At 60.1% G+C, this 24,520-nt stretch carries 22 protein-coding genes; 10 read left to right on the plus strand and 12 right to left on the minus strand.

From position 1 onward, the window contains the following. Nucleotides 1-108 precede the first annotated feature (108 nt). Both mltG and AC5S3R_RS07645 read left to right on the plus strand, forming a co-directional pair. Nucleotides 109-1,098: an endolytic transglycosylase MltG gene (gene mltG, locus AC5S3R_RS07640; protein WP_494266425.1), complete on the plus strand. Its 990-nt coding sequence runs from the start codon at nucleotides 109-111 to the stop codon at nucleotides 1,096-1,098. Then, nucleotides 1,095-2,000, plus strand: a complete 906-nt coding sequence (locus AC5S3R_RS07645; protein ID WP_494266426.1) for a hypothetical protein — start codon at nucleotides 1,095-1,097, stop codon at nucleotides 1,998-2,000. The genes mltG and AC5S3R_RS07645 overlap by 4 nt, the downstream gene beginning before the upstream one ends. Before the next feature lie 1,366 nt (nucleotides 2,001-3,366). Here the strand turns inward: AC5S3R_RS07645 and AC5S3R_RS07650 are convergent. The 5 genes from AC5S3R_RS07650 to AC5S3R_RS07670 form a co-directional block, all read right to left on the minus strand. Then, nucleotides 3,367-3,720 carry a hypothetical protein gene (locus AC5S3R_RS07650; RefSeq protein ID WP_494266427.1) on the minus strand — a complete coding sequence of 118 codons (354 nt, stop codon included), beginning with the start codon at nucleotides 3,718-3,720 and terminating at the stop codon, nucleotides 3,367-3,369. 110 nt (nucleotides 3,721-3,830) lie between these two features. Continuing rightward, nucleotides 3,831-4,175, minus strand: a complete 345-nt coding sequence (locus AC5S3R_RS07655; RefSeq protein ID WP_494266428.1) for an RNA polymerase sigma factor — start codon at nucleotides 4,173-4,175, stop codon at nucleotides 3,831-3,833. A 510-nt stretch (nucleotides 4,176-4,685) separates the two neighbouring features. Continuing rightward, nucleotides 4,686-4,994, minus strand: coding sequence for a hypothetical protein (locus tag AC5S3R_RS07660; RefSeq protein ID WP_494266429.1), 309 nt, complete (start codon nucleotides 4,992-4,994; stop codon nucleotides 4,686-4,688). Continuing rightward, on the minus strand, nucleotides 4,991-5,359 hold the full coding sequence (locus AC5S3R_RS07665; protein ID WP_494266430.1) for a hypothetical protein: 369 nt from the start codon (nucleotides 5,357-5,359) through the stop codon (nucleotides 4,991-4,993). Before AC5S3R_RS07665 ends, AC5S3R_RS07660 begins: the two co-directional genes overlap by 4 nt. Then, nucleotides 5,356-6,090: a tyrosine-type recombinase/integrase gene (locus AC5S3R_RS07670; protein WP_494266431.1), complete on the minus strand. Its 735-nt coding sequence runs from the start codon at nucleotides 6,088-6,090 to the stop codon at nucleotides 5,356-5,358. Before AC5S3R_RS07670 ends, AC5S3R_RS07665 begins: the two co-directional genes overlap by 4 nt. Nucleotides 6,091-6,518: 428 nt before the next feature. Between AC5S3R_RS07670 and AC5S3R_RS07675 the strand changes: the two genes are divergently transcribed. From AC5S3R_RS07675 to AC5S3R_RS07705, 7 genes are read left to right on the plus strand one after another with little or no spacing between them, the layout of a single operon-like run. Then, a complete protein-coding gene (locus tag AC5S3R_RS07675) occupies nucleotides 6,519-7,508 on the plus strand; it encodes a glycerophosphoryl diester phosphodiesterase membrane domain-containing protein (protein WP_494266432.1) in 990 nt (329 codons plus the stop codon). Between the two features lie 5 nt (nucleotides 7,509-7,513). Further along, complete coding sequence (locus tag AC5S3R_RS07680) at nucleotides 7,514-8,611, plus strand: DUF4129 domain-containing protein (protein WP_494266433.1); 1,098 nt, start codon at nucleotides 7,514-7,516, stop codon at nucleotides 8,609-8,611. Then, the gene (locus AC5S3R_RS07685) at nucleotides 8,608-9,834 is read left to right on the plus strand and encodes a DUF4350 domain-containing protein (protein WP_494266434.1); all 1,227 of its coding nucleotides are present in this window, start codon (nucleotides 8,608-8,610) and stop codon (nucleotides 9,832-9,834) included. Before AC5S3R_RS07680 ends, AC5S3R_RS07685 begins: the two co-directional genes overlap by 4 nt. Beyond that, nucleotides 9,831-10,817 carry an AAA family ATPase gene (locus AC5S3R_RS07690; RefSeq protein ID WP_494266435.1) on the plus strand — a complete coding sequence of 329 codons (987 nt, stop codon included), beginning with the start codon at nucleotides 9,831-9,833 and terminating at the stop codon, nucleotides 10,815-10,817. Before AC5S3R_RS07685 ends, AC5S3R_RS07690 begins: the two co-directional genes overlap by 4 nt. A gap of 21 nt (nucleotides 10,818-10,838) precedes the next feature. Continuing rightward, a complete protein-coding gene (locus AC5S3R_RS07695; protein ID WP_494266436.1) occupies nucleotides 10,839-11,090 on the plus strand; it encodes a ribbon-helix-helix domain-containing protein in 252 nt (83 codons plus the stop codon). After that, nucleotides 11,087-11,413 carry a type II toxin-antitoxin system PemK/MazF family toxin gene (locus tag AC5S3R_RS07700; protein ID WP_494266437.1) on the plus strand — a complete coding sequence of 109 codons (327 nt, stop codon included), beginning with the start codon at nucleotides 11,087-11,089 and terminating at the stop codon, nucleotides 11,411-11,413. Before AC5S3R_RS07695 ends, AC5S3R_RS07700 begins: the two co-directional genes overlap by 4 nt. A gap of 6 nt (nucleotides 11,414-11,419) precedes the next feature. Then, the gene (locus AC5S3R_RS07705) at nucleotides 11,420-12,820 is read left to right on the plus strand and encodes a DUF58 domain-containing protein (protein ID WP_494266438.1); all 1,401 of its coding nucleotides are present in this window, start codon (nucleotides 11,420-11,422) and stop codon (nucleotides 12,818-12,820) included. A 110-nt stretch (nucleotides 12,821-12,930) separates the two neighbouring features. On the opposite strand, the gene obgE is transcribed toward AC5S3R_RS07705, so the two are convergent. Then, nucleotides 12,931-13,941: a GTPase ObgE gene (gene obgE, locus AC5S3R_RS07710; protein ID WP_494266439.1), complete on the minus strand. Its 1,011-nt coding sequence runs from the start codon at nucleotides 13,939-13,941 to the stop codon at nucleotides 12,931-12,933. Between the two features lie 220 nt (nucleotides 13,942-14,161). Here obgE and AC5S3R_RS07715 point away from each other — a divergent pair, with 220 nt between their 5' ends. Next, a complete protein-coding gene (locus AC5S3R_RS07715) occupies nucleotides 14,162-17,791 on the plus strand; it encodes a carboxypeptidase-like regulatory domain-containing protein (protein WP_494266440.1) in 3,630 nt (1,209 codons plus the stop codon). On the opposite strand, the gene AC5S3R_RS07720 is transcribed toward AC5S3R_RS07715, so the two are convergent. The 6 genes from AC5S3R_RS07720 to AC5S3R_RS07745 all read right to left on the minus strand — a co-directional run bounded on the left by AC5S3R_RS07720 (nucleotide 17,788) and on the right by AC5S3R_RS07745 (nucleotide 24,512). Further along, a complete protein-coding gene (locus AC5S3R_RS07720; RefSeq protein ID WP_494266441.1) occupies nucleotides 17,788-20,463 on the minus strand; it encodes a ComEC/Rec2 family competence protein in 2,676 nt (891 codons plus the stop codon). The two genes, AC5S3R_RS07715 and AC5S3R_RS07720, sit on opposite strands and share 4 nt — an antisense overlap. A gap of 57 nt (nucleotides 20,464-20,520) precedes the next feature. Further along, nucleotides 20,521-21,807 (minus strand): 23S rRNA (uracil(1939)-C(5))-methyltransferase RlmD, encoded by a 1,287-nt coding sequence (gene rlmD, locus AC5S3R_RS07725; protein ID WP_494266442.1) that lies wholly within the window; start codon nucleotides 21,805-21,807, stop codon nucleotides 20,521-20,523. 113 nt (nucleotides 21,808-21,920) lie between these two features. After that, the gene (locus AC5S3R_RS07730; protein ID WP_494266529.1) at nucleotides 21,921-22,631 is read right to left on the minus strand and encodes a hypothetical protein; all 711 of its coding nucleotides are present in this window, start codon (nucleotides 22,629-22,631) and stop codon (nucleotides 21,921-21,923) included. 22 nt (nucleotides 22,632-22,653) lie between these two features. Then, nucleotides 22,654-22,887 carry a hypothetical protein gene (locus tag AC5S3R_RS07735; protein WP_494266443.1) on the minus strand — a complete coding sequence of 78 codons (234 nt, stop codon included), beginning with the start codon at nucleotides 22,885-22,887 and terminating at the stop codon, nucleotides 22,654-22,656. 10 nt (nucleotides 22,888-22,897) lie between these two features. Then, complete coding sequence (locus AC5S3R_RS07740; RefSeq protein WP_494266444.1) at nucleotides 22,898-23,704, minus strand: type III pantothenate kinase; 807 nt, start codon at nucleotides 23,702-23,704, stop codon at nucleotides 22,898-22,900. A gap of 31 nt (nucleotides 23,705-23,735) precedes the next feature. Further along, entirely contained in the window at nucleotides 23,736-24,512 is a 777-nt protein-coding gene (locus AC5S3R_RS07745) for a biotin--[acetyl-CoA-carboxylase] ligase (protein WP_494266445.1), read from the minus strand. Between the last annotated feature and the right edge of the window lie 8 nt (nucleotides 24,513-24,520).

Consider the following 24,520-nt stretch of genomic DNA (forward strand, 5'->3'; position numbering starts at 1 on the left):
TTTGCGTCAGATAAAGGAAGGCTTCAGAGGGAATACGGCAACAGGATGGCCAGCCGCAGGCGGAAAACCACGAGTAAAAAAAAGAAAAAGCGCTCCGGCTGGGGTAGAGTGCTGGCATTTCTGCTGTTGCTGCTGGTTCTGGGCGCGGCGGGAGTGGCGGCTTTTGTTGCACTTACGCCGTTTGGGCCTGCGCAGGAGACCTTTGTGGAGATTGCTCCGGGCTCAGGCGCGGTGAAAATTGGCCAGCAGCTTGAGGCTGCGAGGGTGGTTCGTTCGCAGTATGCGTTTGATGTGTTGCGATGGCTGAGGCCGGGGCGTTTGCGGGCTGGTACCTACCGCTTTGCGGAGCCTGCGACGGTTAGCCAAGTGTATGGACGGATTCGGCGCGGGGATGTTTACACAATTACGGTAGCAATTCCTGAGGGGTCGAATATTTTTGAGATTGCGGCCCGGCTGGAACAGGCGGGCTTTGGTCCGGCGGAGGAGTTTTTGACGGTGGCGAAGAGCGAAGCGAGCCTGGTGCAGGATTTGGACCCGAAGGCTACGAGTCTCGAAGGGTATCTTTTCCCGGCCACTTATCACTTTGCTCCCAAGTCCAAGCCGGAGCAGATCGCGGCGGCGATGGTGAAGCACTTTCGCGTCATGGCGGGGCAGCTTGGGCTGGCGAGCAATTTTCATTCCGTGGTTACGAAAGCTTCCCTGATTGAAAAAGAGACGGCTGTGGCTACGGAGCGGCCTCTTGTAGCCAGCGTTTTTCAGAACCGGCTGGAGAAGAAGATGCCACTGATGACGGACCCGGCTGTGATCTACGGCCTGGAGCTGGAGGGCGCGTGGCGCGGCACAATTTATGCCAGCGATTTGAAACACGACACCCCCTACAACACGTATCTGCATGCAGGGCTGCCGCCGGGGCCGGTGGCGAATCCGGGAGCTGCCTCCTTGAAGGCGGCGATGCAGCCGGCGCGTACGGACTATCTTTACTTTGTTGCGTCGGGAGCGAATCCGCAGGGGAAGAGCCTGTTTGCCGCAACGCTTGAGGAGCATAACCAGAACGTGGCTGAGTATCGCAGCGCGGTGAAGAGGGCGGGAAGCCGATGAGGACTGCGCGTATCAATATTGGGTGGGTTGCAGGCGTTGTGGCGCTGGCGGCGGCTTTGCTGCCGGTGACGGGGTGTTTGTTTACTACGCGGAAGCTGCCGGTGCCAAAGCCTCCGACGGTGACGCAGACGGCGTCCGCGGCAGACCTGGTGAAGCAACTGAACGACCGCTGGAGTGGCCTGAACACGCTGAATGCGAAGGTGGATATCAGCTTCAGCACAATGAAGTCCAAGGATGGCGTCGAGAAGGATTACACCTCGTTTCCGGGCATCATCCTGATGCGGAAGCCGGAGATGCTGCGCGTGTATGGGCGTTACCCGGTGATTGGCACGCCGATGTTCAGCATGGCGAGCGACGGAAAGACCTTCACGCTGTATGTGAATCCGCCGAAGAACGTTGCCTACACGGGACCGAACGAGCTGACGCACAAGTCCAAGAACGCGATTGAAAATATGCGGCCGGGATTTTTTCTGGATGCGTTGATTGTGCGCGGACTGGACCCTGACGACGAGTACTCCATGATGGCGGACACGGATACCGTGGAGGATGCCAAGCGGAAGCATCTGCTGCTGATTCCGGAATATATTTTGACCGTGATGCGGGGCAAGCCGGACAGCCCGGAGCGAAAGACGGTTCGCGTGATTCATTTCCACCGCGAGGACCTGCGGCCTTATCAGCAGGATATCTATGACGCGCAGGGAAACCTGGAGACGCAGGTTCTCTATGGCTCCTATGTAGACTTTGGCGGCAGCCTGTATCCCTCAACCGTGACGATTAAACGGCCACTCGAGGAATTCCAGATCGTGATGACAGTGGATAAGGTGACGGAGAACCAGGAGCTGCAGGGCGATCCGTTCCACCTGGAGATTCCGTCAGGCGTGAAGGTTCAGACGCTCCATTAGAGGCTGGGGGAGTTGGCTCGTCTTCCGTCTCGTCCCATGTGCGGCGCGCGGCAAAGACGGCGAAGCCTATTGCGAATCCAAGAAAAAGCCATCGTTTGCAACGAGTCTTCACAGCATTATCCATTTACAGGTCCCTAGTCCCCAGGACGGAACCGCGTTCCGAAGGGCAGTGCGGAGGTGCTGCCGGCTTTGGATCGCGGTTTCGCCCTGCTTGAGATATGGCAACTGGTGTGCCAAAACTTCCAGTTGCGAGTCTGATGCGGAATGTGGGAAATGCGTGGCTTTGCGGTTTGGAGCGCGCTGGCGGGCTGGGTAAAGTTTCCCCTGCAAGGTAAGAATGTGCGGTAAGAAATACGCGGTTACCTTGAGGGCTGTGGTGGAATCCGCTCACAATTTAATGACCCCGACTGTGCTAGTATCCGGCCAAGTCGTGAGAACGGCTCAATTTCCCTTTATACATGCGTCTTTTTCTGCTGTCCATAAAAAATGTGGACAGCAGCGTTTTTGGACAGCGCGGCGCACCAGCGCCGCGCTGCTATGGCGGCTGGTGCGGCTGGCCTGCCGTGATGTGGGACCATGCGGCAAGACAGCCGACCGTGCAGAAGTGACGGACCCGGGATACTTGGCCGACTGTGCGAACGAACAGGGAGTGCGTGCCGACTGGGACCGAGCACCAGTGGCAAGGACGACGAGCGACGAGAGAAGCAACAGCGCGTGTGTTCATGGATGCTTCCCACCGCGCCGCCAGTCAGGGGCGTAGCGCAGCGGAGTGGCGGAGCCACGCGAAGCGCCCTTGACAAGGTGCGACACACTGAGGCGAACACACGCGCACCCGAACCGCGCCACGTGGCAGCGCCGCGAAGCGGCGCAGTGGCGAGGCGCAGCCGAGTGCCTTTGCTGTTGTTTTTGCCGTTGCCTTTTATGGCTTGGTGTACGAAGGGCCGGGGCCGTCTTTGTTTTTCGGCCCCGCCGCGTAGCGAAGCGGAGCGGGGCGAGGCGGGACGCGGGGGCGCGACGAATGGAGCGCAGGTAGGCGAGGCACGAGCCGGACGCCCCGCGAGGGGGCCGAGCAGCCCGAAGGGGAGTGAGCGAGACGGGAGCGAAGCGACTGGCAGCAAGGAGCCGAATGCGCGTTCAGCGCGTTTCGGTGACGCAGCGTGCGGCAATGCGAACGGGCGGAACTGACCGAGGCCCCTTGCGCGGACTGTGCCGCCGCCCTTTGGCGGCGCTGGACGCGCACCAAAGGGCCGAGCACCGAGTATAGGTTTTTCTATCTATTGCTTTTTATGGTTCTTTGCTGCAGACTTCGCGGAGGTAGGTGGCACGCGACGTGCCCCGCACGGCAAGTGCCACCGGTGGGACTCCGCTAACGCCTGAGCCGCCGACCGAGTGCCGCCGTGACTGTGCGCTCAATCGCTTCCAAATCCACCACAGTGCCGCCGCGCTGCTCTTGCTTCATGGCTTCGACTATCTGTTCCACCAGCGGCCTCACGTCCCGCTTTTGCAGTGCCGCGTCTCCGACTTGCCGGGCGAGTGCCGCAATGACTTCGGCATGGTCTCGTTGTTCATACTCTTCGGCGCGTGCGAGTGCAAGTGTCCTAACGTGCCGCTCTATGTCCTCGTAGTTGTTCCGCTCCCATGCGTCTGCTAGCTCCCGACCCACGACTGCAAATTTTGTGTTGGCTGGAATTTTGTATCTTTCTTCTGGCGACAAGCCCATGATTTTTTCTGCCTCCCGGGGGGTGGGAGGGTATCCCTCCCGTTTTTCGGTTTTCGCGTAATGCCCTATTGGGCCATGAACAAAAATTTGCGCATTTTTATGGGGGATGCTTAGAGCAGGTTGCGCAACTCCAAGTGGTCTCCCAAGTGGTCCAACGCATCGTCATACTGGTAGCACACGGAGCGCCGGGAACGGCCCTGCATCTCCGCTATTTCTTCCTGTGTCACGCCGTCCCGATGGATGTGAACCAGCAGCATGCGGTCCGCTGTGTCTAACTCGTTGAAGCACTTTTCAAAGTCGATTGCCCTGATGATGCGGGCATCGTAGGCGCGTCGCCTATGCGACGCTCTCCCGTCCGTTTCCTGCATGCTGCTCACCTTTCCCGTCCTCAACTTCGCCCGGTCGTAGAGCCACAGTTTCAGACTTGCCAGCACCTTTACCTGTCTTGCTGTCATCGGTCCAAATCTCCCCGCGCTCAATCTCCCCTTGCCACTGGCGAACCTTTAGCCAGAACTCCTGCATGGGTGTGAGCACTCGTTTGTGCTGCGTTGGGTTTGAGAGCCATGCCGCCGCCGCTGGTGCGGCGGTCTCTGACTCCCGCTTACGTTCTACCCCTGCTAATGCGTCTTGTAGTTCCATGCTTGCGATGATACATTGATGTCAACCTATGACCGCAATATATTGGGGTGGGGTCAGCTGACCCCACCCCAACAGGTTGTGGTTAGCGCGGCTTTCGCGGGTCAGCTAGAATGAGGGGCCGGATGACGGTTTGCAGACATGAGGCGCAGCAGAACGGGCCGAACTCTACATCTGGCTGGTGCGTGCGGTGGCACACGGGGCATGCCACCGCCTTCACTACAACTTTTTTCTTTGGTCGCTTGATGATTGCCATGTTCTCTCTCACGTATGTGGTGAAGGCTGTGAGTACTACGACCACAACAGCAACAAGGAAGTAATTCACTGGCTTACTCCAATGGGCAGACGGCCAGCACGCGGCTTGCGATTTCTCGTGCCAGTTCATACATGTAGCCCGTGTCGATTTGCGTTGCAGCGTCGAGCAATTCTTCCCCGGCATTCTTTAGAATCCATGCCAGCCGTCGCGCTGCTGGTGACTGCTCTTCGATGCCGAAAGGCGAAGGCGTTTCAGTGAAGTTTTCACCAGCCGTGAGCGCAATCAGTACCCGGTTTTTGTCAGTTTCCACTAGACATTTTTCGGTTACTGTGAGCGTTTTGTGGCCTAGCTTGCCCTCGAGGGTGGGGGGTGGGGTGGTCATTTCTTCCTGCCTTTCTGGTGGAGTGCCAGCGCAACCTGCGCTGCATAAAGGAGTTGGGAACCGTCGCGGCCTTCAAACACTTCGAGTTGGATACCCTGCGCGATGCAGGAAATGTAGGCGCGGATGGACGGCAAATCGCGCATTTTGGGCATGGCGAGTTTGTATGCCACCGCCGCCATGCGAACCGCTTTGTGTTCGTTCAAGCCCTTCTCAATTCCTGTCTGGTGCGCTCTTTGCCACTCGTCCCGGCAGTGGTCCATGGCCCGCACTGTCATCGGCGTGCGGTCGCGTGGTGGACCTGCCGCCGCGCTTGCCGCAAGGTGGAACATGCGCACGCTTCCCATGTGCTGGATTGCTCGTCTCATGCTGTCTTCTCCCTCTTCACAAGGAATGGCCCTCTTTTCACCGCTTCTAAAATCTGCCGAGGCACTGGCGCTAAATCGTGGTCGAGGTAGTGCACTGTTGACTCCAAACGCATGTGTGTCAGCGTCGATTGCACTACTCTTATGTCCCTTGTCTGGTTGTAGATTTTTACTGCTGTTGTTCTCCGCAAGTCGTGCGGCCACACCTTACGCAGCAGCCCCGCATCTTCACGCAGTTTTGTCCATGCACGCTGCACGCTTTGCCGATGCACTCCGCTTGGCTTTGGCCCGTGCTTGTTCTCCCACAACTGCGCAACGAATGGCCTTTTGTCTCGCGGATTACAGCTCTCGATAAGCTGCACAATCTCTGCTGTCACTGGCAGCGTTGCTGTTTCGCGCCACTTTGTCGTGAACCTCAGCTCTTGCCGCATCGCGTCATAGTGATTGAAGCCGATTCGATACGCTGTTCCTGAGCGAATGGCTAAGTCTGAGCACAGCAGCAGCCACATTAAAAGCCCCTTGTTGCGCTCTCTCGCCAGCCTAAAAACTGCGTCTTTTTCGTCATCCGTCCAAACAATGTTTCGTGGTCGAATGCCTGTCGGGTTTTTGACCAACCCTTCTAATTGCTTTGCGCCATGATGCGCAGCCAGATAACGCAATGCCGTGCGTGTCTCTCGTGCATAGAGCAGCACCGTCAATGGCTTATAGCCCTGCATGTTTAGCCTGTAGTTCACCTCTTCGACCTCTGCCGCTGTGATGCGCTTTGGCGCTTTTTCCCCGACGACAGCAAGAAAGGTTTTAAGGTACTGGAGTTTTTTCTTTGGCCGCGTCCTCCACGCAGTGACGATGACGCGGCCCGTACTTGTTTCGTCGCTCGTGCTTTTGGGTTCTTTGCTTTTTCCTCTGCCTCGTATGCAAGCGCCGCCGCCGATGATTTGAAGGCCTTCCGGTGACGTTTACCCTTTCGGTCCCGCCAGTCGGCGAAATACGTTCCCCGTTCCGCGTCATAGAACATTGCTCGATTTTCTCCCTGATGCTGTCCATCGGCATGGACACTGTTGGACAGCACTTCCGTTTGGATTTACCCGCTATTCACGCGGGTTTTCGAGCCTTCACCCCGACTGTGCTAGTATCCGGCCAAGTAAGCAAAGGATTGGCGCTGATGCAAACTGAGCTGCGTCCTCTTTCACTGGGCGAGATTCTGGATAGAACCGCCCAGCTCTACCGCACGAATTTCCTGCTGTTTGCGGGGATTGCAGCGGTTTATGCGGGTTCTCTTTCGTTGGTGGGACTGCTGCAGGTGGGTCTGCAGGAGCTGTTCCGCGCATGGCACCTGACGGGACAGGTGATCTGGCTGAACGTCGTGTTTATCGGCGTGCAGTGGCTGGTGATGTTTTTGCTGGGCGGACTGGCTGTGGCGGCGAATAACCGGGCTGTGGCCTGGGTGTATCTCGGCGAGCCGGCGACGATTCGCGGAGCGTATAAGAGCGTGTGGCCGCGGCTGCGCACTTATCTGTGGCTGATGACGATTATCGCCTTTGTGCTGTGGACTCCGCTGGCGGTTTGTTATGGCGGCTTTGCGGCGGTGACATTTTTGAAGTTTGGGTCGGTGCTGCATGCCGGAAAAGGGCAGGCGGCGGACCCGCAGCAGACGATACTCTTTGGGCTGCTGGCGCTGGCGTTTTTCGCGCTGGTGCTTGTGGCGGTGGTTTACGCGGTGCTGATGGGGCTGCGGTATGCGTTGGCGGTTCCGGCGTGCGTGGTGGAGAAGTCGAAGGCGCGGGAGGCTCTGAAGCGCTCGATTGAGCTGAGTAAAGGGGCGCGTGGGCAGATTTTTGTGCTGGCGCTGCTGTGCCTGGTGATCCAGATAGGGCTGGCGGGGATTTTGCAGTCGCCGTTTATTGTGCTGGCGGTGCGTGGCGCGGGGCAGTTGCCGGCGTGGGCGCGCATTTTGCAGTTGGTTGTGGCGTTTTGCACGAACACCTTTCTGGGACCGATTTATGCGACGGGGTTGACGCTGTTTTACTACGACCAGCGCGTGCGCAAGGAAGGATACGACATTGTGCGCATGATGGAGGCGGCGGGGATGACGGCTGCTCCGGCTGTTGCGGAAGCCTCCGCGCCAAGTGAAGTGGAGCATACGCAAGAGTAATGTTCATGCGGCGTAGAGCGCGGGGCCTGATGGTTGTGGTGGTTGTGTCGGCTGTGGCTGCTCCGGTGATGCGGGCGGATGCGCCTGTGGCTTCTGCTGCTCCGGCGGCGCAGGGCGTGCGGGATGCTTCGATGGAGGATTACCGCAGGCATCTTGGGGAGCTGGCGGGGCTGACTGCGGAGTGCGCGAAGGGGCGCGATAAGAAGAGCTGCGATGTGCAGCGTGTGGGCGTGGATGACCGCGTGGCGGTTGGCGCTACTGCTAATCCTGAAAAACGCACGGTGCGGTATGGCTGGCTGCGCGCGCTGCTGGAGCAGGCGCAGAGTCCGGATGCGAAACCGGATGTGTCGGCGAAGCCTGCGGGCGATGAGACGCTGCCTGCGCCGAAAACAACTACGGAACTGTTGCAGGAGGCTCAGAAGCGGCTTGCGGACGATGCAGCGCAGGCTGGAGCGGCGGTGCAGGGGGCTTCTTCCCATGTGGTTGAGAGCAACGCGATGCGGGAGGTGCTAGCGCGGCGCGAGTTTCACCGGCTGCAGACACTGAATCCGGGGCAAAGCATGTATGAGCGCACGATGGGCTGGCTGAACCGGATATTCAGCGGGGTGGGACGCCTGCTGGCGGGCGCGGCTTGGGTTGGGCACTTGCTGGTTTGGGGATTTTTGCTGGCGGTGGCTGTGGGGCTGGTATGGGGGCTGCTGCAGTTGGAGCGGCGCTGGCGCGTGCGGCTGGTTGGCGATGGGAATGGGCCTGCGGCGACGGCGGCTTCGGCTCGCGACTGGCAGCTTTGGATGGCGGATGCGCAGCGGTCTGCCGGGGCCGGGATGTGGCGCGAGGCGATCCACTTTCTTTACTGGGCGGCGATTTCGCGGCTGGAATCGAAGCGGCTGTGGCCTGCGGACAGGGCGCGGACGCCGCGGGAGTATCTTGCGCTGGTTGCGCCGGAAGATCCTCGCAAGGATGGGCTGGCGGCGCTTACGGGGAGCTTTGAGCGCGTCTGGTATGGCGGGCGCGCTGCGAGTGAGGCGGACTACCGGCAGGCGGATGCGCTGGCTTCGGCGTTGATCCAGGGCGGCTCGGCGGCTGGAGGTGAGGGGCGGTGAGCTTGCTTGCTTCCATTACTCCGGGGTTGGATGCGGGGGACCGCAAGTTTCTGGCTTGGTGCGTGGGGATTGCGCTGGCGCTGGCCGTGGTTGCGGGGATTGTGACGCCGAGCGGCGAGGATGATAATCCGCTGCCTTCGAGTTACCTGGCCGGGCAGCATGGGGCGCAGGCGGCGTATGAGACGCTGCAACGCGCTGGATATCCGATTGAGAGATGGGAGCGGCCTCTGAGCGAGCTTGCCGCAGTGGCGGGGCCGGAGACGGTGGTGATTTTTGCCCAGCCGATGCTGCATGAGGAATCGGATATCAAGGCGATTCGGCAGATTCTGGAGCGCGGCGGGCGCGTGCTGACTACGGGGATGGTGGGCGGATTTATGTTGCCGCAGGGGTCGCCGGAGGGGGTGCGTGAGTTTAATTTTGCGGCCTGCAAGCTGGAAGCGAATGGTCTGGACGCTCTGGCGAATACCGGCGAGGTGTGGATGGTTCCGCAGGCGGGGTGGCAGTTGGGCAAGCCAACGCAGCGCGTGGAATATACGTGCGGTGGGCAGGCTGCGGTGGTGGAGTTTGATTGGGGCAAGGGGCATGCGGTGTGGTGGGCGGGCTCGACGCCGCTGGAAAATGGCTCGCTGGCGCGTGCACGCAACCTGGACTTGCTGCTGAACTCGCTGGGACCGCGTGCGGGACATAAGTTTTATTGGGATGAGTCGCTGCATGGGAGCATTCGCTCGAACTGGAGCTTTGCGGATTCGACGGCGCTGCGGATTCTGACTTGGTCGCTGCCGGTGCTGGCGTTGCTGATTGTGTGGAGCTTTAGCCGCAGGAGCGGGCCGGTGCGCTCGCTGCCGTTGCCGGTACGTACGACGCCGATTGAGTTTGTGGAGGCGCTGGGGTCGCTGTATCGCAAGGCCGGGGCCTCTTCTACGGCTGTGTCTGTGGCGTGGGGGCGGTTCCGGCGGCGTGCGCTGGCGCTGTGCGGAATGCGGATGCAGCGTTTGGATGCGAGCGAGATGGCGGTTGTGATTCGGCGCAGGTTTCCGAATGTGGGCCAAGAGCTGGAAGCGGATTTGGCGGCGGCGGAAGCGGGGGCGCAGAATGATGCGCTTGCTGCACGCGAGGCGCTGCGGCTGGTGCGGCTGCTCGGTCAGCATATGAATGAGTTGAAGGCGGCTGCGAGATTACATGCTGCGACGATAGAATTTCAGCCTCAGGAAAGGGCTTCATGAGCGAGAACTTGGAACTTCCCCAGACAGAAAATCTTGCCGCTACACAACAGTTGATTGCGCATGCGCGGACGGAGTTGGGGCGCGTGATTGCGGGGCAGGATGAGGTAATTGAGCAGGTGATTATCGCGGTGCTGTGCCAGGGGCATGCGCTGCTGGAGGGTGTGCCGGGCATTGCGAAGACGCTGATGGTGAAGACGCTGGGACGGCTGCTGGGACTGGGTTTTCAGCGCGTGCAGGCTACTCCGGATTTGATGCCCGCCGACATTCTGGGCACTACGATTTTGAAGCCGGGCACGGATCAGTTTACGTTTCATGCGGGGCCAGTGTTTACGGATTTACTGCTAGTGGATGAGATTAACCGCATGCCTCCGAGGACGCAGGCGGCGCTGCTGGAGTGCATGGAAGAGCGGCAGGTGACGGCGGATGGCGTGCGGCATGCGCTGCCGGGGTGGTTCACGGTGTTTGCTACGCAGAACCCGGTGGATTTTGAAGGGACGTATCCGCTGCCGGAGGCGCAACTGGACCGCTTTCTGCTGAAGATTCGCGTGGCGTATCCGTCGGAGGCTGAGGAGTTGCAGATTCTGCAGCGGCATCATGCGAGCGGCGGCGCGGGGTTGCTGGAGGATGCGTCGATTGCGGCGATTCCTGAAGGGCTGCTGGCGGCGGCGTGGAACGAGGTGCGGGCGATTCGTGTGGAGCCGGAGCTTTATGGGTACATTGTTGCATTGGCGCGGAAGACGCGCGAGTGGCCTACTCTGCTGCTGGGGGCGAGTCCGCGCGCGGCGCTGAGTTTGATGCTGGTGGCGCAGGCTGGTGCGGCGTTTGAAGGGCGTGACTATCTTGTGCCTGACGATGTGAAGAAGGCTGTGCTGCCGGTGTTGCGGCATCGCGTGATGCTTAAGCCTGAGGCGGAGCTGGAGGGCTTTGATGCGGACCGGGCACTGACGGATGTGGTGGCGGCGGTTCCGGTTCCGAGACAATGATTTTGGTAGTATGATAGTAGTATGAAAACGAAGACTTCTATCACACTTTCATCGGATATTCTCGCTGAAGTGGACCGTGACGCTGGGTCGAAAGCATCACGTTCGGCTTTCATCGAGACGGTGTTGCGCGAGTATTTCAAGGCAAAGGTGCGAGAAGCAATTTATGCACGTGATCTGGAATTGATTAACGCCAACATAGATTATTTGTCCACCGAGTCTCGCGAACTCGACGAATATCAGGCTCCTATTGAATGGGAAAGTGCTGCTCAATGAAAAGGGGCGAGCTATATCGCGTTTTCAAACCGGGCGGCGATTCCAAACAATATCGCACATTTGTAGTCGTGAGCCGACAAGCACTCATCGACTCGAAATTTCCTTCCGTTGTTTGCGCACCAGTGATGACGGAAGGGCAGGGGCTGGCTTCTCAAGTCAGCATCGGCATTGAAGAAGGCATGAAACACGAAAGCTGGATTCACTGTGACGAACTGAGGAGTCTTCCGAAGTCTTCATTAACCCAGTGGGTAGGTTCTATTTCTCCTACTAAGTTACGCAAACTGAATTACGCTCTGTCCGTGGCACTTGATGTACAAGTTTGAGTGGCAATGATTGCGGCTTCGCTACATCCAGAAGCGGTGCGGGCGGCGTGTGAGCCGCGGCGGTGGTGGGGTTTTGCGCTTACGCCGCGCAGTGTTGTGCTGCTTGTGACGGGGTTTCTACTGCTGATTCCGGGATTTTATGTGAGCCGGTTGAGCTGGGCGATGCTGGTTTGGGATGGGCTGGTTCTGCTGGCGGCGCTGCTGGATGGGTTGCGGCTGCCGAAGGCTTCGCAGATTGTTGCGGAGCGGAGCTGGTCGAATGCTCCGGCGTTGGATTCCGAAACTGAGATTGAGCTTGCGATTGAAAACCAGGGGCGGGTGCTGCTGGATTGCAGGCTGACGGATGATTTGCCTGCGGCGCTGACGGCGAATCCGGCGACGCATCGCGTGCAGGCGTTTCCACGGGTTGCGGCGCGGGTGCGGTATCGCGTGCGGCCCGGCGAGCGCGGGGATTATGCGACGGGGTGGCTGTATGTGCGGTATCGCTCGCCGCTGGGGCTGGCGGAGAAGTGGGCGAAGGCTCCGCTGACGCAGGCTGTGCGGGTGTATCCGGCGTTGCATACGAGCGAGGAGCAGAATATTTTTCTGGCACGGAGCCGGCAGATTGAGATGCAGCTCCGGCAGGCGCGGCAGCGCGGGCTGGGGCGCGACTTTGAGAGCTTGCGTGAGTACCGCGATGGCGATGATCTGCGCGATGTGTGCTGGACGGCTACGGCGCGGCGCGGGAGTCTGGTTACAAGGCAGTACCAGATTGAGCGCAGCCAGGCGGTGTGGATTGTGCTGGATTGCGGGCGGTTGATGCGTTCGCGGCCTACTGCGCCGGGGGAAGATGCGGCGGCGAGTCACACCAAGCTCGACCATGCTTGCGCGACGGCGATTGCGCTGGCGCAACTGGCGCTTTACTCCGGGGACCGCGTGGGGCTGCTGGCTTATGGGAATGGGATTCAGCAGAGGTTGTTGCCGGGGCGTGGAGCGGCGCATTTGCGGCAGATGATGGAGCTGCTGGCGCAGGTTCGCACGGAGGGCGGCGAGGCGGATCATCTGCGGGCTACCGCTGTTTTGAATCGGCTGCAACCGCGGCGGGCGCTGGTTTTGTGGGTGACGGATATTGCGGAGACGGCGATGCGGCCTGAGGTGATTGAGGGTGCTATGCACCTGCTGCGGCGGCATGTGCTGTTATTTGTTGCGATGGCGCAGCCGGAGGTAGAGCGCATTGCCGAGGCGCGGCCTAAGAATGTGGATGAGATGTTTCGCGCGGCTGCGGCGCAGGAGACGGCGGGGCGGCGCGAGGTGATGCTGGCGCAGTTGGCGGAGCAAGGCGCGCTGACGCTGGACCTTGCTCCGGATGCGCTGACTTCGGCTGTGCTGAATCAGTATTTGAAGGTGAAAGAGCGGGCTATGGTGTAAGAGGTGTTTCGATGCTAGAGCTGGGGAGTGCCTGAGGAATCGAATTCAACGGTCGCGTTTTATGTACGGGCTGAAGCCCGTACCCTTCCAAACGATTCGACAGGCACTGCTTAATCGCTCGGACGCAGGCGCTTGGCCAAGGCCCATTTCAGCTCGTCGATTCCCTGCCCTGTTACTGCTGAGATGGCGTGGAACTCAAGCTTGCGGCGCTTGGCGTGGGCGGAAAGCTTTTTGAGCTTTTCGGGATTGGCGGAGTCGATTTTTGTTGCGCAGACAATCATCGGCTTCTTGTCGAGGCCGTTGCCGAAGCCTTCCAGCTCCTTGTTGATGATTTTGAAGTCTTCGACGGCGTCGGGGCGGCCAGAGGCATCCGAGACATCGACGAGATGGACGAGGACGCTGGTGCGCTCGATGTGGCGCAGGAACTGTACACCGAGGCCCTGGCCGAGATGCGCGCCTTCAATGAGGCCGGGGACGTCGGCGACGACGAAGGACTCCTGCTCGGGCTCTTCTCCTACGGTGACTACGCCGAGGTTTGGTTCGAGCGTGGTGAATGGGTAGTCGGCAATCTTGGGCTTGGCGGCGGAGATGCGCGAGATGAGCGTGGACTTGCCAGCGTTGGGATAGCCTACGAGGCCTACGTCGGCCAACAACTTCAGTTCGAGGCGGTACAGGCGCTCTTCGCCGGGGCGGCCTTCTTCATGCTCGCGTGGAGCCTGGTGTGTGGGTGTGGCGAAGTGCTGGTTGCCACGTCCTCCGCGGCCGCCTTTGGCGACGATGACGCTCTCGTCAGGGTGTTGGAAGTCGTGGACCAGCTCTCCGGTTTCCTGATCGTAAAGCGCGGTGCCGACGGGAACCTGCAGCACGATGTCTGTGCCGTCGGAACCGGAGCAGTTGGAGCCCATGCCGTGCTCGCCGCGCTTGGCTTTGTGCTCAGGGTTGTAGCGGAAATGGATGAGCGTGTTGTGGCGCTGCGAGGAGACCATGATGACGTCGCCGCCGCGACCGCCGTCGCCGCCGGAGGGGCCGCCGCGAGGCACGAACTTCTCACGGCGAAAGGCCATACAGCCGTTGCCGCCGTCGCCTGCCTTGACGCGAATCTTTACTTCATCGATGAACATGGTTTTCCTGCTTCCCGGCCAGTTGGAATTGCTCAGACCGGGTTACATCTACTGCCGGTTTCAGAACGAAAATGCCGTCTCTTCAGTTTACCGGATATCTGGATGAGATAAAATGGCTGCAAATTCCCAAAAAGTTGTTTCCGGAGCTGCTGCGTGAGGGCAGCCAGAGGAACAGTCTAGCTGTGCGCTTTCTCCCGGGTCCGCCATTTGCAGGTGGTGAATGGCAGCAACTCGACGTGTGCGTGTGCGATGTCTGGCGGTTTTAGCGCTGCTGGGCGCGGCTTTGGCCGGTGCCCAGACGGGCGTGAGCGGAGCCGTGGCCGGAAAGCTTACGGATTTGTATTCCAAGCCGCTGGGCGGTGTGGCCGTGACGCTGCGCAATACGCTGACCGGGGCGGAAGTGCGCGCTACTACGGCAAAAAATGGAGCATACCGCTTTGCTGGGCTTGCTCCGGGGGAGTACACGCTGCTGGCGGTGAGCCCGCAGTTGGGGCAAGGGCGGCTGGAAGGGATTGAGGTTACCGCCGGATTTGAGCAGCGCGTGCAGGCGGCGGTGCAGTTGGTTCCTGTGTGGGCCGCGCAGGCTCCTGCGGCAGTGATGGCGGCGGCTGAGCCGGGGCCGCGCACGATGCAGGTGGCGAAGGTGCCGCGCACGCTGATGACTCCGGGGGTGCCAATGATGATGGGTGCGCTGGAGCCTGCGCTGGCTTTGGATATTGCGGCTGAGCCTGTGGATGCGGAGCTTGCTCCGGAGATGGATGCGGCCATTGTGAAGGCGCATGCGCAGATTGCAAACCTGAATGTTGCGCAGGAGATTTTGCGCGCCAATGCTGCGGTGGAGGCTCCTGCAACGGATAGTACGCCGATTTCTACGGCTAGCCTTTCGCTAACGGGCGAGGAAGTACGCTCGTTGCCGGTGGCGGGGAGGAACTGGCAGGAGTTTTTGCCGGGTAAGGTGCCATCTGGCAACCAGGCAAATGGCACAGAAGGCGCGGAGCCGGGTGAGAATACGCGTCGCGAAGGTGCGATTGCTGTGGATGGCGCGGATCGTAGCCTGGCCTTTAACGGGCGGGGAATGAGCCGGGCTGCGGGAGAATCACTGGCGGGCACGGGAGCGAATGATTCTGCCGTGCATGTGGTGACGGCTGCAAACGATGGGCAGACGCATGTGGAAACTCGCAGCGGCGGCAAGCAACTGCACGCGGAGGCATCGCTGTTTACACGGCAGAATCTGTGGGGCGCGCAGAATCCGTTTTCACAGTGGGTGCAGGAAACGGCTCCAGCAACTGGCACAACGGTGCCGGTGTTTGCTGGGGCTCCGTATACTCCTGACGATCGCGAAACGATATGGAGTGCGGGCGTGGGTGGACCACTACGGCATCTGCGGATGAACTGGTTTGCGTCTCTGCAGGGCAGCGAGCGCAATAACCCGAGCGTGGCCGCGGTGAAGCATCCGGAAGATTTTTTTGCGCAGCCTGCGAATGATGAGATGCAGGTGTTGAGCGCGAGGCTAGCGTTGCCTAGTGCGAATCCGGTTGGGGAAGGGCTGGCGGCTTACTCGAAGATGCTGGAGTCGCTTGCGGGGCTGCTGGGGCCTGCTCCGCGCACGTCTACGCACTGGGCGGGCTTTGCGCGTATTGACTGGGCGGCTGCGGAACGGCACCGCTTTACGGTTGAGGGCAGCGTTGCGCATACCGACGCGCCGGGAGGCGGGCTGACTCGCGCAGAAGAGAGTTACGGCAGCCACAGCTTTGGTGCGCGCCGCACGAGCGATGCGTGGCTGCTGGCGCGGTGGGAAGCATTTCTTACGCCGAACCTGCTGGCGGTTACGCAGGTTTCTGCCGGGCGGCAGATTGTGGCACGGCCTGCGGGCACGCCTTCAGATTTTGAGGCTCCGTTCCTGAAGAACAATGCGTGGGGGCAGTTGCCGCAGATGGTTGTGGACTCACGTTATGGGTTTACGATTGGCAATCCTGCGTGGTTTGGCGCGGGCAGTTATCCGGACGAGCACAGCTATGAGGCGCAGGAGGGTGTGGACTGGATTCACGGGAAATTGCTGGTAAAGGCTGGTTTTGATTTGCGCCATAATGACGACGCGATGAGCTTGCTGCGTAATCACACGGGCACCTATCACTACTCGCGTGTGGAGAATTTTGCGGCGGATGCACTGGTCTTTGAGAAGTATGGAATCAGCGGCGAGCTGAACCCGCTGCAACAACACAACTGCGACGAGCGCGGCAAGGCATGGCGCGATGCGAATGGGCAGTTGCATGGACTGGGATATCTGCCGTGCTACTCGTGGTACTCGCAGACGCTGGGGCCGACGGAGTGGAAGGTGAGCACGAATGACCTGGCCGGATTTGTGACGACGCAGTGGCAGCCGGCGAAGACGCTGGTGCTTTCTGCCGCGTTGCGGTGGGAGCGGGAACAGATTCCGCCGCCGATTGCGATGGTGAATAATCCTGACCTGCCGTTGACGCAGAGGTCGCCGGTGCTGGGCAATGAGTGGAGCCCGCGTGTGGGGCTGGCGTGGGGTGTGCGCGAGAGCCGCTGGCCGGTGCTGCAGCTTGGATATGGCATGTACTTTGGCCGCACGCCGAACTCTGTTTTGCAGTCCGCGCTGACGCAGACGGGTTCGCTGAATGGCGATTTGAATTTCTTTCTGCGGCCTACGGATAATCTGCAGGGCGGCACGGGAGGCGCGCCGCCGTTTCCGTATGTGCTGGCGGGAGAGCCGAATACTTTCGTCAAGCCGGGTGCGGTGGAGTTTGGCGAGCAGTTTCGTAATCCGGAGATTCACCAGGCGGTGGCAAGCTTGGAAGAGAATCTGCCGGGGCGTCTGCAACTGCGCGTAAGCGGCGTGGCGAGTTTGGCGCGCAGGCTGCCAGTCACGGTGGACACGAACTACGAGCCGCTGACGGCTGCGGACACGATTACTTATAACGTAGTGGATGCGCTGGGCGCGGGGCCGATTAAGACTCCGCAGGTGACGGTGCCGTTCTTTGCGTCGCAACCAGTGCAGGCAGGTTTGAATGGCAGGCTGAATCCGGGCTACCAGCAGATTACGCAGCTTGTGAGCAGGGCGAACTCCACGTATGAGGCAGGAACGGTGCGGCTTTCGCGCTCGGCGCAGGCGGGTTTCAGCTTTCACCTGATGTATGTCTATGCGCATGCGCTGGATTGGAATCCGAATGAGAGCACGCAGATTTTGCGGGCGAGTGTACTGGACCCGACGGACTTTCGGCAGGAATATGGGACGAGCAGCCTTGATATGCGGCATTCGGCGTCAGGCATTGTGATGTGGCAGTCGCCATGGAAGCTGACCGGCATGAGCGGCTGGCTTGCGAATGGCTGGAGCCTTGCGAGCACGGGGCATTATCGCAGCGGATTGCCATTTACCATGCGCACGGCGGGCTCGATTCCCGAAGAATTTGTGAACGGCAGCGGCGTGATTGCCGGGCTTGGGCCGGGGATGAATGGATATGGCGGCGACAATCGGCTGTATGGAATTGGTCGCAATACGTATCGTTATCCGGGGACGTGGAAGGCGGATGTGCGGCTTGGGAAACGCGTGAATCTGCCGCATGTTGGCGAGCTGCAGTTGATGGCGGAGAGCTTTAATCTTTTCAATCACCAGAACGTAACGGAGATTGAAACGGTGGGCTATTACGTTGAGCCGGGGAGTTCTTCCGGCGGACTGCCGACGCTGAACTTTTTGACCGGGTTGACGACCGGGACCACGGAGTTTGGGCAGCCGTTGAATGTGAATGCGACAGACTTCTACCGTCCGCGGCAGATTGATTTTGGCCTGCGGCTGCGCTTTAAGAACGAGCCGGAACCGGAGCCTTAATAGCCGGGATGCAATCCACAATTGCTTTGCGCGGTGACTTGTTTGCCGTCGAGTGCGAAGCAGGTTGCACCGTGAAGATCGGTACTGAAGGTGTGTACGCCTGCGTCTTGCAGTTCTTCCAGAACCTCTTCACGCGGGTGGCCATAATGGTTTTGCAATCCGCATGAGATGACGGCCCACTTGGGTGCAACGCGTGCAAGAAACTCAGGATGCGTAGACGTGTTGCTGCCATGATGGCCCACTTTGAGCAGCGTGCTGGCAAGGTTAGGCTCCGATAACATCGCCTGCTCTACTGGGCCTTCCGCATCGCCTTCGAGCAGTACCGAGGCTTCCCCGTAGGCAACGCGAAGAACGAGGGAATCGTTGTTGGACGGCTCGGGGCCTGGTTGATATCCGGCGGTTGGAGCTAAGACGCGAATCTGTGCGCTGCCGAGTTGTAAAGAATCTCCGGCATGGAATGCGCGGATGGTTGTGTGCAGGGTACGTGCTTCGCTCAACAGGACCTCATAATCTGGCCATTGAGGATTGCTGCCAACCCATAGCTCATCGGGATGGAAGTTGCGTAGTATGGCGGGCAGGCCGCTCATGTGATCGGCGTGCGCGTGGCTTAACGCGACTGCGTCAAGATGGCGAATGCCGCGTGCCCACAGTGCCTGCGATACGATTTCCTCGCCGACATCGAAGGGTTGTTTTGCTTGCGACAGGCCACCGCCAAAACCACCGCCATCGATGAGCAGCGTCTTTCCGTCCGGCGTGATGAGCAGGAGCGAGTCGCCCTGGCCTACGTCGATTGCTTCCATGAGAAGAGCATTGGCGGGATGGTCGATTGCTCGCGGAGTTGCGACAGCGAGAGCGGCGCACACAAGTGCAACCCATGCGGCACGACGCGGCCAGCGGCCTTTTGCAGCCAGCACCAACGCGGCTGCAAGCAGCGTGCAGTATGCGGCGATTTGCCAGGAGAGCGGCGTGCTGATGCGCCAATCTCCCAGCGAGAACGAACCGAAGAGATGCACAATGCTTACGCCGATATGCAGGAGGAAGGCGGTTGCTGCCGCGGAAATTGCAGCGATGGACGGTGAGATAAATAGCAGCGCCCACGTGAGAAGCGCGGGCGGAAGCAGCACGGTGAGCAGCGGCACGATCAGCAGGTTGACTGGCAACGCAAAGATCGTGATGCGATGGAAATATATGGCCATCGGCAGAGTCATTGCGAGTTCGACAATGGCTGTGACGGCAAGCAGTTCGGCTATGCGCAGGATGGCGTGCACGGCCCATGGAAACAGCGTCCAGCCAATCCATTTTCCGAATGCTTTTTGCAAGCGCGCGGCGAGCATGCGCAGAATTACGCGATGCTGCGCGAGGCGAGGCTCCAGCTTGTTATCGATAGCAATGCGGCGCAGGTTCTTCATTGCGTGGAGGTATGGCCCGATGGTGGCGTCCAGCATGGGCGCGGCAATGCCGCCAATTGCCACGACCGCCAGCAGCGTCATCTGGAAGCTTGCTTCAAAAAGGCTGCGGGGGCTGACGCACAGCATTACAAGCGCAGCAAAGCCTATTGTGTTGAGCGCGCCCCGTTCGCGGAAGAAGAGCCTGCCAATTAAATAAAGGCTCGCCATGCAGAGTGCGCGCTGTATGGGCGTTGCAAAGCCCGTGAGCAGTGCATACGAGCATGCAATGGCGATGGTGATGAGTGTGGCGGGTGTGCGCGGAATGCGAAGTTTGCGTGCGAGCCAGAAGACGAGGCCCGCGATGAAGGTGAGGTGCAGGCCGGAGACGACAAGCATGTGGAAGGAGCCTGTTCGCTCAAAACCTGCGCGCAATGAAGACGAAAGCATGGTGCGGTCGCCGGTAATCATGGCGGCGAGCATGATGGCGTCTTCCTGGCTTAGTTGCAATGCGGGTGGAAATTTCTGCATCGCTGCGGGCAGCGCTAACAGGCGCGCTGCCGAGGCGTGCTGCCATTCGCTCAAGCGGCATTTGTAGAAGTGTCCCGATGATGCGCCGAGGCGGTCGATGCGCTCGATATGCACAGAGGAAGTGGAAGTGATTCCCTGCTCCAACAGATACTCCGAACGGTTCCACGCGCCGGGGTCGCGATAGACTTCCGGCTGATAGAGGCGCACGAGCGCGCGGATGCGCTCGCCGCAATGGAAGATTTGCGGGGCTTGTGCGGGCTCGCTGGGCCAGTGAACGGTGAGGCGTACGTTGCCGTCGGCGGGCTGCTGTGCGTCTTCCGTGTCGCTGAGGATTTCCAGCGAGCTGACTTGCAGGTCAATGCGCTGCGATTGCGATTCTATTGCAGAAGTATAGAGGGATTGCGCTTGTTCGGCATCACTACGCAATAAACCTGCATCGATAACAACGCCTTCCACACTGCGCAGCAATCCGTCTGATGCGCGCTGCAGTGCCGGCGCGGGAGAGGGCGCGGGCTGCATCTCTGCGCAGAAGAGGCCTAGCAACATCCACAGCGCAGCAAGGGGCAGCCAACGAAGGCGCAGTGCCAGCCATGCTGTTGCTGCGCAGATGGCGAGCATTGTTAGAACGCCAGTGAAGAGCAGGGCGGGGCGGAACCAGAGCGCGTGGCTGAGTGCAATTCCAGACGCAAAGAGCCAGGCCGCGTGGAAGAGCGGCAACATGGACGGCCTGCCGGAGGTAGGGGTTTCCGGGCGCATCGTGAGGATGAATGGGATCTCTGGCTATGAGCGTATCAGAGATGTGTCAGGAATGCGTTAGGAATGGCGCAGATGGAGGATGGATTCCAGATGAAATGTTTGCGGGAAGAGGTCGGCTAGAGCGGCCGACTCGATGGTGTAGCCGGAGGCGAGAAGCGTGCGCAGGTCGCGAGCTAGCGTGGTGGGATCGCAGGAGACGTAGATGAGCGACGGCGCAGCGACTTTCGCGAGTGCGGCAGTGACTTCTGCGCCGAGTCCGGCGCGGGGCGGGTCAACGATGACGAGGTCAGGGCGCGGGCCGCTGTGCTTGCGGCGCAGGAAGTCCAGCGTGGTAGCGCGGATGGCTTCACTTGAAGTTCCGGCGAGGTTTGCTTCAAGAGCTTTGATGGCGAGAGGCGCTATTTCTACGGCCTTGACGTGATTGAATTGCGATGCGAGCTGGCGGGAGAAGAGACCGACTCCGGCGAAGAGGTCCCATGCGAGCGAGCCGCGCTGATTGGTGATGACGCACTCGACGAGTTTGTCGAGGAGGAAGCGATTGACCTGGAAGAATGCGCCGTTATCGACGCGATAGTTGAATCCGGCGACGCTGTATGTGAGTGACTTTGCGCCCCACTGCGCGAGGATGCGCGGCGGTTGCGGGGCGCGGCTTTCTGCTGCCAGCTCTATGCCGGTGAGTGCGGGGATTTCTTGTTGGAGTGCGGTTGCGAGGGGTTCGAGGCTTAGTTTTGCGGGTGCGGCAAGAAGAATGCTGATGAGAAGTTCGGTTTCGTTGAAGTTTGTGAAGAGAACTATCTCATTGATGCGCGGCTTTGGCTGTATTGTGCGCAGGTGTTTTGCGATTGCGAGAGCGGATTTGACGAGAAGCGGCGCGGCAATGGGGCAGGTCTCGATGGGGATGATGCTGTGCGAGGCGTGGGCGCGATAACCGGGCCTTCCCTGCGCATCCAGCGCGAGGCGGATGCGGTTGCGGTAGCCCCATGCTTCGGCGGATAGCGTGTCGATTTGTTCCGGCGGCGTGACACTGCTGCGCTCGAAGGTTTCGCTCAGAATGGCTTGCTTGTAGCGAAGCTGCGCGGCATAGTCTGCGTGTTGATAGTTGCAGCCGCCGCAGGAGCCGAAGTGCGGGCATGCGGGGGCGATTCGCTCCGGGACTGGCGTGATGATTTCTTCTACGGAAGCGGTTGCGAATCCGCGCTTGCTTTTGTCTTCTACGATGCGGATGCGGGCCTCTTCGCCGGGAAGCGCGAAGGGGACGAAGATGGCTTTGCCTGCGTCGCGGGCGAGGAATGAGCCGCCATAGATGGGCTTTTCGATTTGCACGAGATGCGAAACAGCGTCCATTCCTGGCCCCAAAACAGGGGCCAAAGCTGCCCGCGAATCCTTCCCCGGTCCCCACGTGCGAGGGACCGGGGGCATCCGGTCTTTGGGTTTGCGGGATTGCGATTTGCGCGGCTTCATAGCTGACTCATGTAGAAAAGGCTGAGGCGCGGGAGGTTGTAATGTGCGAGCAATTGCTTTTGTACGAACTGATGCTCTACCTGGCGCAACTGCGTGACGTTCATCTTGCTGCGATACGGAGCTAGTTCGCGTGCTGCCTGCTCCTTTAACTTTACGAGCAAATCTTCTGGTGCGGCTGCGATGAGCGAAGCGAAGAGTTTTTCTTCCAGCACCGTAAGCGTGCGTTCGAGTGCTTCTGTATCGAGCGGCTTGCCGGTGTTTGCGCGAAGCTCGGTTGCGAGTTCCTGCAGACGCGTTGCTGTGGCTGTTGCAGACTCTTGCGCGATTGGCGTTGCCTGCAGTGCTGCGGCGGCGGATTCAAGATGTGCGGCAACGCGTTCGCGTTCAAAGCCGGTTTCGGCTTCTGGTGATTCAAAGGACGCAGTGCTTGTGCCGGAAGAGGCTTCCTGCAATTCTTCCGCAGCTTCCATGACGGCTTGCGCGCACCATGCGAGGCCATTGACCTTGCGCATGTTGGCACGCTGCTTGCGCTCGTCGTATTTATCGAAGGCCGTGTCAATGCCGCGCAGCACGGCTTCCAGCGGCACACCGGCATCGCGCCATGTTTCGATTAGCGCCCAATCCAGCGTAGAGAGCAGAAGCAAGGAGCCGCGACGCTGCTGGAAGCGCTCCTCAATTTCGGTGAAGTAGTTGAAGTAGTTCCGCACTGCCAAACTCCTATCCGCAAATTTATTCACGGAAACGGAGGCCGTGTTGACGCCAGAACTCCTCTAACTTCTCGTCAAGGAAGGAATAAAGCTCTTTTGCTATGTTGTCCGGGCACACCGCAAAATATGCAACCCCTCCATACTCTCCCGGTGAATCTGTAAAAAGTTGATTGATATGCAAGGCTTGCCGCTCAGTACATGCCCTTTGCACTTTCTGAATATGCGAAATGAGCGCTTCCTCCACTTTACCAACCATAGATTTCGCCTCAGTGCGGGCGCGTGCGGGGACGCGCTGAGCGGTTGCGCTCGAAGAGAATCTTCAATCCGTCGAGCGTGAGCATGTCATCAATCTCATGAATGTAACGCGAGTCTTCGCTGATCTGGCGTGCGAGGCCGCCTGTCGCAATAACGCGCGGCTGCGCTCCAAGCTCGGCAATGGTGCGCTCGATAATGCCATCGACAAGGCCGATGTAGCCGTAATACAAGCCGGTCTGCAGGTGCGTTACGGTGTTGGTGCCGATGACCTTTGCGGGGCGCTTGATGTCTACGCGGCCAAGGCGGGCGGCGCGTGCGAAGAGCGCGTCGGCGCTGATGCCGAGGCCGGGAGCGATGGAGCCGCCGAGGTATTCGCCTTTGGCCGAGACAACATCGAACGTGGTGGCTGTGCCGAAATCCACGATGATGCAAGGGCCGCCGTAGCGCTCGAAGGCCGCGATGGAGTTGACGAGACGGTCCGCGCCAAGCTCGGCGGGATTATCGACCAGCACGGGCATTCCGGTCTTGATACCGGGCTCGACGAAGAGCGGGTGCAGATGGAAGTAGCGCTCGCAGACGCGACGCAGCGTGGTTTCCACAGGCGGCACAACGGAGGAGATGATGATGTGCTTGACGGAGTCCACGCTGAGACCGCTCATGTTAAAGAGGTTCACGAAGAGCACGCCGTACTCATCGGAGGTCTGCGTGCGATGCGTGGTAACGCGCCAGTGCGCAGCCATCTCGCCGGGCTTTTCGCCATCCATGCGATAGAGCCCAAGCACCGTGTTCGTGTTGCCCACATCCAGAGTCAGCAGCATTCCGTGATCTCCACCTTGGCGGATAGGTAAATTATGCGGCGCGAATGCCGCCGGTCTGTACGCGCATCAGGCCATCGGCTGTGCGCACGAGAAGAAAGCCGTTGTCGTCCAGGCCTTCGGTAACGCCGGTGCAGGCCTGCGGCCCATGCACTTCCACGCGGCGTCCGCGCACCCATGTGGAGGCCATTCCAACGCGCAGGGGAATCGTCTTTGCTTCGGCTGCTCCACGCAGCGCCAGCGTCTCCTGCTCCAGCGATTCTAGCAGGGCGATAAGCAACGCCTGACGGCTGATGACGCGGCCTGATTCGAGATCGAGCGAGGTTGCGGGAGTGGCAAGGTCTGGCGCAAAGCGGCCCTGGTGCACGTTGATGCCGATGCCGACAACCGCGTAGCTCACCATGCCTGCATCGGTTTGAGCTTCGGCAAGGATGCCGCCGGTTTTGCGCTCGCCGAGAAGCAGATCGTTCGGCCAGCGCAGGTCGGCAGTGAGTCCGCTGGCTTCTGCAATGGCCTCTGCGGCTGCGAGACCGGCAGCAAGCGGAAGCAGCGGCAGGCGCACGGCGGGAATCTCCGGGCGCAGCAGCACGCTGACATAGACGCCCTGTGCGGAGGCTGAAAGCCATGCGTGGTCGCCACGGCCACGGCCCGCGGTTTGCTCATCCGTGAAGAAGACGGAACCGTGTGGAGCGCCGGCGCGCGCGGCTTCCAGCGCATCAGTGTTTGTGGAGCCGGTGACGGGCGTGAAATGCAGCTTGCCTGTGTAAATGGTGCTGCCGAGTGCGGTTTCAAGCGCGGAGAGATCGTACATGTGTGGTC

This window comes from Occallatibacter sp. FHG110214_02 (assembly GCF_059115385.1).

Bases quoted from the DNA above. Each gene is read 5' to 3' on its own strand.
- AC5S3R_RS07690 (WP_494266435.1), top strand. From the start codon at position 9,831: ATGAGCGAGAACTTGGAACTTCCCCAGACAGAAAATCTTGCCGCTACA.
- AC5S3R_RS07745 (WP_494266445.1), bottom strand. From the start codon at position 24,512: ATGTACGATCTCTCCGCGCTTGAAACCGCACTCGGCAGCACCATTTAC.
- AC5S3R_RS07675 (WP_494266432.1), top strand. From the start codon at position 6,519: ATGCAAACTGAGCTGCGTCCTCTTTCACTGGGCGAGATTCTGGATAGA.
- AC5S3R_RS07680 (WP_494266433.1), top strand. From the start codon at position 7,514: ATGCGGCGTAGAGCGCGGGGCCTGATGGTTGTGGTGGTTGTGTCGGCT.
- AC5S3R_RS07740 (WP_494266444.1), bottom strand. From the start codon at position 23,704: ATGCTGCTGACTCTGGATGTGGGCAACACGAACACGGTGCTTGGGCTC.
- AC5S3R_RS07695 (WP_494266436.1), top strand. From the start codon at position 10,839: ATGAAAACGAAGACTTCTATCACACTTTCATCGGATATTCTCGCTGAA.
- AC5S3R_RS07665 (WP_494266430.1), bottom strand. From the start codon at position 5,359: ATGAGACGAGCAATCCAGCACATGGGAAGCGTGCGCATGTTCCACCTT.
- AC5S3R_RS07705 (WP_494266438.1), top strand. From the start codon at position 11,420: ATGATTGCGGCTTCGCTACATCCAGAAGCGGTGCGGGCGGCGTGTGAG.
- AC5S3R_RS07650 (WP_494266427.1), bottom strand. From the start codon at position 3,720: ATGGGCTTGTCGCCAGAAGAAAGATACAAAATTCCAGCCAACACAAAA.
- obgE (WP_494266439.1), bottom strand. From the start codon at position 13,941: ATGTTCATCGATGAAGTAAAGATTCGCGTCAAGGCAGGCGACGGCGGC.
- AC5S3R_RS07645 (WP_494266426.1), top strand. From the start codon at position 1,095: ATGAGGACTGCGCGTATCAATATTGGGTGGGTTGCAGGCGTTGTGGCG.
- AC5S3R_RS07735 (WP_494266443.1), bottom strand. From the start codon at position 22,887: ATGGTTGGTAAAGTGGAGGAAGCGCTCATTTCGCATATTCAGAAAGTG.
- AC5S3R_RS07715 (WP_494266440.1), top strand. From the start codon at position 14,162: ATGGCAGCAACTCGACGTGTGCGTGTGCGATGTCTGGCGGTTTTAGCG.
- AC5S3R_RS07660 (WP_494266429.1), bottom strand. From the start codon at position 4,994: ATGACCACCCCACCCCCCACCCTCGAGGGCAAGCTAGGCCACAAAACG.
- AC5S3R_RS07655 (WP_494266428.1), bottom strand. From the start codon at position 4,175: ATGACAGCAAGACAGGTAAAGGTGCTGGCAAGTCTGAAACTGTGGCTC.
- AC5S3R_RS07720 (WP_494266441.1), bottom strand. From the start codon at position 20,463: ATGCGCCCGGAAACCCCTACCTCCGGCAGGCCGTCCATGTTGCCGCTC.
- AC5S3R_RS07700 (WP_494266437.1), top strand. From the start codon at position 11,087: ATGAAAAGGGGCGAGCTATATCGCGTTTTCAAACCGGGCGGCGATTCC.
- rlmD (WP_494266442.1), bottom strand. From the start codon at position 21,807: ATGGACGCTGTTTCGCATCTCGTGCAAATCGAAAAGCCCATCTATGGC.